The organism is Dysosmobacter segnis (assembly GCF_014297285.1).
Classification (GTDB): domain Bacteria; phylum Bacillota; class Clostridia; order Oscillospirales; family Oscillospiraceae; genus Oscillibacter; species Oscillibacter segnis.
This window is the reverse complement of sequence record NZ_JACOQI010000040.1, coordinates 1-8,789: the sequence shown is the minus strand read 5'-3', so window position 1 is coordinate 8,789 and position 8,789 is coordinate 1. Positions and strand designations below refer to the sequence as shown.

At 43.0% G+C, this 8,789-nt stretch carries 9 protein-coding genes and 2 pseudogenes; 1 reads left to right on the top strand and 10 read right to left on the bottom strand.

Annotation, left to right across the window (positions count from 1 at the left end):
• Positions 1-56: 56 nt before the first annotated feature.
• From bsh to H8Z83_RS18115, 10 genes and pseudogenes are all read right to left on the bottom strand, one after another.
• Complete coding sequence (bsh, locus tag H8Z83_RS18160) at positions 57-1,046, bottom strand: choloylglycine hydrolase (protein ID WP_009295645.1); 990 nt, start codon at positions 1,044-1,046, stop codon at positions 57-59.
• A 122-nt stretch (positions 1,047-1,168) separates the two neighbouring features.
• A pseudogene (locus H8Z83_RS18155) lies at positions 1,169-1,293 on the bottom strand (CDP-alcohol phosphatidyltransferase family protein); the annotation flags it as partial.
• Positions 1,283-2,347: an FUSC family protein gene (locus tag H8Z83_RS18150; RefSeq protein ID WP_005946426.1), complete on the bottom strand. Its 1,065-nt coding sequence runs from the start codon at positions 2,345-2,347 to the stop codon at positions 1,283-1,285. The gene H8Z83_RS18150 and the pseudogene H8Z83_RS18155, both read right to left, overlap by 11 nt.
• Positions 2,348-2,380: 33 nt before the next feature.
• Positions 2,381-2,830, bottom strand: a pseudogene (locus H8Z83_RS18145) (sensor histidine kinase); the annotation flags it as partial.
• A gap of 43 nt (positions 2,831-2,873) precedes the next feature.
• Positions 2,874-4,028 carry an AI-2E family transporter gene (locus H8Z83_RS18140; RefSeq protein WP_187016341.1) on the bottom strand — a complete coding sequence of 385 codons (1,155 nt, stop codon included), beginning with the start codon at positions 4,026-4,028 and terminating at the stop codon, positions 2,874-2,876.
• A gap of 2 nt (positions 4,029-4,030) precedes the next feature.
• Positions 4,031-4,732 (bottom strand): phosphatase PAP2 family protein, encoded by a 702-nt coding sequence (locus H8Z83_RS18135; protein ID WP_187016340.1) that lies wholly within the window; start codon positions 4,730-4,732, stop codon positions 4,031-4,033.
• Positions 4,722-5,840, bottom strand: a complete 1,119-nt coding sequence (locus H8Z83_RS18130) for an MGDG synthase family glycosyltransferase (protein ID WP_008978051.1) — start codon at positions 5,838-5,840, stop codon at positions 4,722-4,724. Before H8Z83_RS18130 ends, H8Z83_RS18135 begins: the two co-directional genes overlap by 11 nt.
• Before the next feature lie 9 nt (positions 5,841-5,849).
• Positions 5,850-6,311 (bottom strand): glycosyl-4,4'-diaponeurosporenoate acyltransferase CrtO family protein, encoded by a 462-nt coding sequence (locus tag H8Z83_RS18125; protein WP_009295644.1) that lies wholly within the window; start codon positions 6,309-6,311, stop codon positions 5,850-5,852.
• Between the two features lie 7 nt (positions 6,312-6,318).
• Positions 6,319-7,836 (bottom strand): cardiolipin synthase, encoded by a 1,518-nt coding sequence (cls, locus tag H8Z83_RS18120; protein ID WP_008978049.1) that lies wholly within the window; start codon positions 7,834-7,836, stop codon positions 6,319-6,321.
• Positions 7,837-7,855: 19 nt separating this feature from the next.
• A complete protein-coding gene (locus H8Z83_RS18115; protein ID WP_071430984.1) occupies positions 7,856-8,383 on the bottom strand; it encodes a TetR/AcrR family transcriptional regulator in 528 nt (175 codons plus the stop codon).
• Positions 8,384-8,574: 191 nt separating this feature from the next.
• Between H8Z83_RS18115 and H8Z83_RS18110 the strand changes: the two genes are divergently transcribed.
• Positions 8,575-8,789, top strand: a 215-nt coding sequence (locus H8Z83_RS18110; protein ID WP_187016339.1) for a hypothetical protein, incomplete at its 3' end; no start/stop codon positions are given.

The window sequence follows — 8,789 nt, the reverse complement described above, 5'->3', positions numbered from 1 at the left end:
ATCTCGATATTGTCCTCCTGTTGTTCTGCGTTATGCTTTCTCCGTGCATTTTCGTATTATTTATTCTGCCATCTGACTTCGCCCTTGGACAGAAGCGGATAACAGATCAGCTGATCTGAATCCAGATTTTCCGCATGCATGTCAACCGCTGTGATCTGATGATTATCATAAGTCGTATAATAATAAATACCTTTTGCTGTATTACAACAGGACGTGTATATCGTGATCTCATATTTGCCTTCTGTCACCTCACAGCATCCACGCTGCTGATCTACGGATCCTAAGATATGGAAGAACTGGCTTACACTCTCATCCTCTTCTTCACCGGAGATCGAATTTAATTTTGTAAAGGCAACTTTCACAAATCTTGACTGGCTGGAAAGATCTCCAGGTATTCCCATTCCACCCATTCCTCTGCTATATGCATCAAGCTGTAATACTCCTGCAAAAGTACTCTCCGGCTGTTTTCTGGATACTCCGGCATAATTATTCAGTGCAAACATCTGACTCGGGAATGGTGGATTATTGGTAAGCACTCCTACCGGATTATCATATACATGCAGCCCATCTTTCATAGACTCAACAACGATACAGGAGTCTTTGTCTGCAATGATCCAGTGAAGCTGTGCTGTCGGCAGCTGTTCACTGAATGCTGTGCCTGTCAGTCTCATTGCTGCCAGCTTCTCTCTCGCCTCTGCTACAGTAGCACACTGTGTAAGGATCCATGGGATGAACTCGAACTGTGCCACCTGGCTGACTTCTGTTTCATCTTCCGGCAAAGCTTCTTCATATGCCGCATTGCCGACAAAATTAAGACCTGCCATTCCAAGGCCTTTTTCATTAACAGCATCATAATAAAGCGGATAACCTCCTGCAACAAATGCCATTCCGATCAAAGCATAATGGCTTTTTATCTTCCCGGCAAACCGGAAATCAAATTCGTAATTTCTTGGCGTTATCGTGATCTGTTCCCCATAGGAAAATTCATAATCAAGCGTTCTGCCCATATAAAAATCTTTTGTTTTGTAAGTTGCTGCTGTACACATATCGAACACCTCTTCTTTCTGCTATAATAGTCCTGCAAACAATCTCATAAACAACTGTCCGAGCCATAAATATGCACTCCGTCCTGTGCGGTACTTTTCGGTCACTTCCCTGCATTCATTCGAGGATTTTTCTTTACACAATAACTCCATATAATTACCGGAATCAGACAAAGCCGAAAAAAGAAAGAAGATTAGGAACCGTAATAATTCTATTCAAATTTTCTTTCTGATTCACTTCACTCTGCATGTACGGTCACCTCACTTTCCTTTTTTTTAGGCATAAACCAATAAAATATAACACAAAATGCTAAAGCAAACACAACACCAAAAACATTTTGACTCACTCTAAGACTAACCGCTCCTTGTAGTCCATATGTCTCTGCAGCAATGGCTAAAGCACCAAATGTGTTAAATACTGCCTGCCAGCCATATTGTGCTGAAAATCCTACACCGATTCCACCAAGAATTCCTATATATGCATAGATTGACGAAGGAAGCAGAAAATATAATACTGTAAAACATATAACACCTGCAATATTTCCGACAATCCTTTTACGGACTCTGTAGTGCATATCTTCCATAGACGGCAAAATCACGGACATGGCCGCAATACCAGCCCACATTGCACGTGGCATATTACAAAGTTCTGCAATGCAAAGGACAATCGGTACGCATAAAATCTGACATATCTGCCATTTTGTTCTGGAAGAAGTGATATCAAATTCTTGTATCAGATCTTTCAGATTTCTTTTATAAGTTCTGTTTTTATGATTTCGATAAAATACGAAGCAGGTAAGTGCTGCACCTAAAGCCATTCCGACTAATCGCATCTGATAGCTTTTTCCCGTAACATCATAACCATATAGCAGCAGATACCCAAGAACCAATGTAGATTGATTAAACATGGATGGATTATGGCATCCGAACAGAATCAACACAGCCAGTGCCGCAATATTTAACAGCATTCCCAATACCGGTGAAAACTGATTTGCTAAATGCGGACATACAGTCATAATTACAAAGAACAAAGCCAAAAGCATCGTAGATTGTCCGGTGTGGATCCCCAGATCCGCATTCCTAAACACCATGAGACATAATAAGACTACTACACCTACAATGCTGTTCTCATTTCCAAATAGGATGCTGAAAATACTAACAAAGAAAAAACAAAATGCCATTGTAGCAGCTATCTTCACCAGATATACCCACATATGATATAGTTTTTCTTTTAGTGTTTCACTCTTTTTCAACAGGTTTTTAGAACCTGCCTGATTTAACTGCAACTCCTGATAAAATGTCATATAAATACTCCCATCTTCTAATTTATCTTAAAACTAGATAATCTCATCTTTCTGCTTTGGCAGCTCTATAACAAATCTGCATCCACCATATTCACGGTTTTCTGCTTTGATTGTTCCTCCGGCACTATCTACAATCCGTTTTACAAGTGCAAGACCTAGGCCATTTCCTTCTGCTTTATGAGATCCATCTACCTGATAGAACTTGTCAAATATTCTGGATTTTACATCATCCTCTATTCCTGGTCCTTCATCTTCCAGAATGAACTTAACAGAATCCTGTTCTTGTTTCAGAAACATCGTAATTGTCCCCTTTGAAGGGCTGAACTTAATCGCATTATCTAAAAGATTTATCCAGATATGCATAAAAAGTCCTTCATTCGCAGTATATTTAACTTCCTCCAATTCTACCTGAAAACCAATTTCTTTTTCTGTCCATTTTGTTTCCAATGAAAGAACTGCCTGGCGGATCTGTTCATCCAGACGATTATCGTCAATAAACGCACAAACTATTCGAACGCCTGCTACATCATTGAGATATGTCTGTATTCTCGTCTGAGTTGCTTTGTACATTGGACAGCTCCGGTTTGCGGGTATGCAGCCGCCGTTCGATTGATTCGTGTAGAAGCTGAGATACAAGAGCCATTAACGGAATAAAGAAGATCATGCCAAGGACACCGAACAGTTTACCGCCCAGCAAAACCGCCAACAACGTCCAGAACGGGGATAGCCCTACACTGTTTCCCACGACGCGCGGATAGATGAACTGATTTTCAACAAACTGAGTTGCCTGATAGACGATCAAGCATAGGAGCGCCTTGTTCGGAGCCGCCAATAAAGTAAATAAAATGCCGAAAGCGCAGGAGAGAAATCCTCCAATATAAGGAACGAATGCAAAGGCGGCAGTTAAAACGGCTGTTAGCCCCGCATATGGAATCCCTGCAACAGAAAACGAAAGAAAGATCAATGTTCCAAGAATCATAACCTCGACACACTGACCAGAAAGAAACTTCGCATAGGTGTCATGTGCAAGTTTCGAAATATGGCAAATTCTATCTGCAACGGATTCCTTACAGTAGGCATACAGTGCCCGTTTGCTTTGACTGCTCAATTCACGCCATCCAATTAGCACATAGAATGTGATCACAAGTGAAATTGCAACATCAGCAATCGCAGATACCGTAGAGCCAGCAACATTGGCAACTGAGGAAATCACTGTGTTCATTTCGCTCGAAATGCTTTGCAGAATAGATTTCCAATCGAGCGCAGCAAAATGTGCCGACAGTTTCTCTGTGTCAATGCCGTATCTTTGCAATAAGCCGACCCAGTCAGGCCATTTTTCTTGAACAAGAGCAGCAATGCTTTTTACAGATGCAGTGAGCTGTGGAATCGCAATTACACACAGAAGAGCAATAATCGCAATAACACATATCAGCGTCAGTAACAGGCTTATCATGTCTATTTGCCGATCTGTAGCTTTAGTCAGCTTTCGTCGAAGCCTCTTTGCCAGTCCGCGCACGGGTACACTCAGAACAAAGGCCAGCAAAAGGCCTGATAAAATCGGAGCGAGCAAGCCAATACACGATTTTAGAAAGTTGGCAACATAGTTTAGATTGTTGAATGCCGCAAATAAGATCACCCCAAACGTGATTAGTAGAAGCGGCTTTTTGTAGGATTTATCCATGATTACATCCTCATAAGAAATCGGTTTGTTTTATTATTGGGGAGTATCTTATAGGCAATCCACCAACCAAAGAAACAGACTGGCAATGCAGCGAGAACATCCATGATAGAATGCTGTTTCATAAAAACGGTGGAGAGACTGATACACACGGCGATTGATGTAGCAGCGATTTTCCATCCGACGCTTTGGAGCGCCTTGCAATCCCATAACCCAAACATCGCGGCAACAGAGCCTATTACATGAAGTGAGGGGCAAACATTTGTATTGGTATCGAAACTATAGAATAATTCAATAAAGCGTGTAAGTAGATTATTGCGTACAAATGCTTCTGGCCGCAAATTTTGGCAGGTTGGAAAGAACAGGTAAATCAAAACCGTGATCGTATAGGTGACTATCACAAAATACATCATACGCCGAAATGCAGGTACATCGACGAAAAAAGTATAAACCAACGTACCGATTAGAAAGACAAACCAAAATAGATACGGAATCAACGCCCATTCACAAAATGGTATTATATCATCGAGTCCACAATAGACGGGATAGTAATTTCGTTGCGGTTGCAACCGCTCAAGAAACAAAAACAGCAAGCCGAAAATTGGCCAGTAAAGCAATAGCCTGACGTGAGAAAATTCAGGTGTATTAAGTTTATGGATGCGGAACTCACGGTAATTAACTTCCGGCTTTATATGATTACTTTGCATGACTGTATATCCATTCATAGATTTTATCGGCTGCCGTACATTCCGTCTGCGACCGCATTGCCGCGCGCATTTTAGAAAGAAGCACTGGGGCATTTAGCGTTTTTATTGTGGTGTCTGCGATTGCTTTTGGCGTATTGGCTGTGACGGCCATTCCATTACGCAGAAAAAAATTCAGATTATGTGTCTCGCAGCCAGCCACTGCATCGATAAGCACCATTGGTAACTCTGCCGCCATTGCCTCAGATGTACTTAGACCTCCGGGCTTTGTCAGGAATAGGTCTGAGGCTTGCATGAGCTGCGGCACATTATTGACGGTTCCCAGAACATGAACTTGAGAATACTTTTCTGTCCTTTTTTGGAGTTTTTTGCGTAAATCATCATTTGTGCCGCATACAACACTAAGTTCTTGTTCTGTTGTGAGGTAAGGGCAGAGATACGATATAATCTCCTCCATTGGACCGCAGCCCATGCTACCGCACATCATTAAAATATGCTGATGAGCAGGAGAGATTCCGGCGTTGGCTTTTCCTGCTTCTTGTGACACACGCTGGTAGAATTGCTGCCGCACAGGGATTCCACTGGCGATCAGCTTTTGAGGTTGAAGTCCACATTGTTCAAACTCACCTAACAGCGAAGTGGACGGAATGAAATACCAGTCCAGCGCAGAATCCGCTGTGCAGGGAGCGCAGGTATAGTCTGTAGAAATGTGGCTCGTTACAAGCTGTAAGCATGGGTGCTGTCGGCGCATTTCTGTCAACGCCAAGGCTGGGAATACATGAGTACAGATAATATTATCGTAGCCTGCAGAGCGGATGTATTGATACATCCGCTCTGCGCCGGAGGAAAGTAGCTTATAGATCGGCGTTCCCTCACAAAAAATATCTTCGTGAGATTCCGCACGCTGATACCCAGCATCAAAAAGCCTTGGAGCATGGCGGTAAATTCGGGTATGCCAATTAGAAATAAACGTGGATGCTTTTTCTGAAATAAACTGCAAAGAATCTGTAATATTGCAGATTTCTCCGCGAGAGTGGTAGGCTTCCTGAACTGCTTGCGCACAGGAGTTATGCCCTGCGCCAGTGTTGCAGCTTAGAATTAGTGTTTGCATTTGAATCTCCTATTTTTTCCTTTGCTGCATAGCAAACAGCTTTTGCAGGCGTGGGCGATTATAGCGCTGGACAACAATAAACGGCAAATTACCCAGCACAATGTAGATAATCGTTATACATACCCCGCCAACACCGGACCATATTTTCAGCAGTCCAAGACCGGCGATAGACAACAGAATATGTGTCCACTCTGCCACGCAAGTTTCTTCTATCATGCGCGGCAAGTTCTCATAGTTTTCCTTTGTCAGTTTCTTTTCCGGCATGATTTTAACGAATATGCGGCTCATATCGGGGATCTTTGCCTGCCATTTCCGAACATGAAGCCGCTTCCATAGTTTTTGCTCTGCCGGGTGGCAGACCCAAGGAAAACGATCGGCGTGAAACCAATGCTTCGGGATCAAGCGCCCCACTACAAAGGAGAGAACCCCTAACGCCGCGATATATAGCAGACACATAAGAAAATGCTTCATAAAAACCTCAACATAGCGGTGCGAAAATACGAAGGACACCATCTACGACCCAGCGGCGCGAATAATGTTTCATATCATAGGGCTTTACCTCTTTACATTTTGCCTGTGTAGCGATGAAATCGTCCTTTATTGCTGCAATAATACTGGAACGATAAAAGAACGAATTGTTTTCAAAGTGGAGAAAGAGACTGCGGTAGTCCAGATTGACAGTTCCTATCGTCGCAACTTTGTCGTCTGATACAAAGCTCTTTGCATGAACGAAGCCGGGAGTATACTCATAAATCTTGATGCCGCCAGTCAGCAACACCTGATAAAAGCTCCGAGACATACGGAAAATCAGCTTCTTATCAGGGATGCCGGGCATAATGATCCGCACGTCTACACCACGTTGAGCAGCGGAAATCATTGCATCCATCAAGTCATCGCCAAGCATAAGATACGGTGTAAAAAACCATGCGTAATCCGTGCTTTGAGAAAGCAAGTCAATAAAGAGCTGATTACTGGTAGCTTCATGGTTAAGGGGCGAATCGTAGTAACTAAGCACATAACCATCAAATGTGTGCGGCGGCGCAGGATACCTTTTGGGATATGTGGGCATTGCAAGCTGTCCTGCTTCTTTTTCCAGCGAAAATGCGTTCCAAAAGGTCAAGAACATATGGGTAAAATTTTTTACTGGCTCACCAGTAATCCGAAAGCCTGTGTCCTTCCAGTGTCCATAGGGATGTTCCAAATTGATATACCGATCTGATAAGTTGATACCTCCGCTATAAGCAACTTCGTTGTCAATAATCAGCATTTTGCGATGATCGCGATAGTTTGCAGTTCCTTTTAAGGCAAGGAAAGGATTAAAAGGAATACATGGAATGCCTTTCTTTTTCAGTTCACGGACATTACTGAAATTGAACGAAGAAATACTGCCAAGATCATCGTATATCACACGTACATCAACGCCCTGCTCCATTTTTACTTCCAGTTCGTTCACGATTGCGTCCCACATATGCCCCGGCTCAATAATGAAGTATTCTACGTAAATCGAGTTTCTTGCATTTTTCAAATCGGCAAGCATATCAGGGAACATATTATCGCCCAACGGATAGTAACGAACCTGCTCAACTGCACACATCGGATATTGCGTTTTTTCTTCCAGCCACCGCACTGTTTGCCCCATGCGTTTTTCGCCGTCAAAGGGCGCTTCTTTTATTGGAAGAGGCTGCGGATTGCAACTCTTTTGAACTTGCTGCAAGCGCCTTTTTAGAGGGCGGGCCGTCCGTTTATTTCCAAAGAGCAGATATAGTAACGCTCCTACCAAAGGTAGTGACAGAATAACCAGCAGCCAAAGCAATTTATAAGCGGTTTCATCTCTCTTTATAATAATAAATACCACCAAGAAAAACGCTGCAACGGAAAGCAGTGACACAATAATCGGTGCGTAAGGGGTCAGCCATTTCATCAACAGCAAAAGCCAGAGCGATTGTAAAGCCACCGCTGGAATAATTGTTAGAATGCGTCGAATGATTTTTCCCATATGTTTACCCCCCTCTATGTTATTTCTCCTCCGAAGATGCTTCCCAATCGCAAACTATTTGTGCCATTTCCTGTGGGGTTTCTTTATAGCCTCGTAATACCCACGCATTCATAAGCCCAAACAATCCATATGTAATAAATTGGATAAAGTAGTGCGTTTTGGCATCGGCATTAGCGACAATGGATGCCGCTTCTTGTAAATAGAAGTTTAGAATCACATATTGGCGATCAGCTGAGTAGAGCAGATCACAAATAGGACGAGTGGAAAGGCAAAATTCAAAAAACAGCCTGATGCCGTCATAACTACCAGTGGCGAAGTTGGTAGCACCGTGTTCGTCGGAAAAGCGCTTCCACAGACATGTGATTTTGAAAGACAGAACTTCATCTTTACTTTTGAAATAACGGAAATAAGTGGAGCGACCTACATCTGCCTTGGCAGTCATCTCCTCAATACTGATTTTTTCAATGGGTTTTTCTTTCATTAGTTCCAGCAACGCTGTACCCATACATTCTTTCAGATAGTCTGTTGTAGCCGTTGTCCTTCGCATAAGAAACGTCTCCTTTAATTGCGTATCATTGAAACAAGGATTGTCATTTGTTCCACTTTCGCTCGGACTATTGACAACGCCTGCTTCTGTGATATTCATAGCATCTATGATACTATCGTTTCATTTATACTATCATTTGCTATTTGCCCTGTCAAGCTAAAATGCGAGTACGACGAGCAGAAAGGAAAACTATGGGTACGATTTTTTCCCGTGTAAAACTCAGCGGAAAGCATGTGGCCGCCCTCTTGGCGCTGATGCTGCTCTCCGCTGTGACAGCCATGCTGCTGCCTACTGCCCTGGCCAGTATGATTGACATCGGAGTGGCCGGAGAAAACCGAAACACCATCCTAATCATTGCGGCGGTGATGGCAACCCTGGCCATTCTGCGGCTCTGTGTTTATTATAT